Origin of the sequence: Pseudomonas sp. NPDC096950, from assembly GCF_044762525.1 — a bacterium.
Lineage (GTDB): Bacteria > Pseudomonadota > Gammaproteobacteria > Pseudomonadales > Pseudomonadaceae > Aquipseudomonas.
On the sequence record NZ_JBIWEL010000063.1, the window covers coordinates 1,273 to 1,954 of the forward strand.

At 54.5% G+C, this 682-nt stretch carries 1 pseudogene (cut by a window edge); it reads left to right on the forward strand.

Features of this window, described 5'->3' with window-relative positions:
• Positions 1-471 (forward strand): annotated as a pseudogene (locus tag ACIQY3_RS34365) (DNA-directed RNA polymerase subunit beta'); its annotated part reaches 723 nt to the left of the window's first position; the annotation flags it as partial.
• Between the last annotated feature and the right edge of the window lie 211 nt (positions 472-682).

The window sequence follows — 682 nt, forward strand, 5'->3', positions numbered from 1 at the left end:
CAAGGCGTGAAGATCAACGACAAGCACATCGAGACCATCCTGCGTCAGATGCTGCGTAAAGTTGAAATCGCTGAATCCGGCGATTCCAGTTTCATCAAGGGCGACCAGATGGAATTGACTCACGTTCTGGTAGAGAACGAGCGTCTGGCTGGCGACGAGAAATTCGTTTCCAAGTTCACTCGCGTGCTGTTGGGTATCACCAAGGCGTCGTTGTCCACCGAATCGTTCATCTCGGCGGCTTCCTTCCAGGAAACCACTCGCGTACTGACCGAAGCGGCGGTAACCGGCAAGCGCGATTACCTGCGCGGCCTGAAAGAAAACGTGGTCGTGGGTCGTCTGATCCCGGCGGGTACCGGTCTGGCTTATCACAGCGAGCGCAAGCGCCGCCGTGATGCTGACAAACCGTTGCGCGTAAGCGCCAGTGAAGTGGAAGCTGCACTGACCGAAGCATTGAACTCGAGCGGTAACTGAGTTCTGCAGTAAATAAGCGTAGGGCCCCGGCCTTTCCGTTCATCGAATCGAGACAATTTGTCGAGGTTGGATAAGCGGGGAGGTTGGGGCCTTGCCTTGACTGGGGACAAGATCCTCTTTAGACTCTTGTACCCCTAAATTTGGCGGGAATTCGTTCCTGCCATTTTGCTTTTCTTGCAAGACAATAGCGTCGCAAGACAACAGTGGAGCT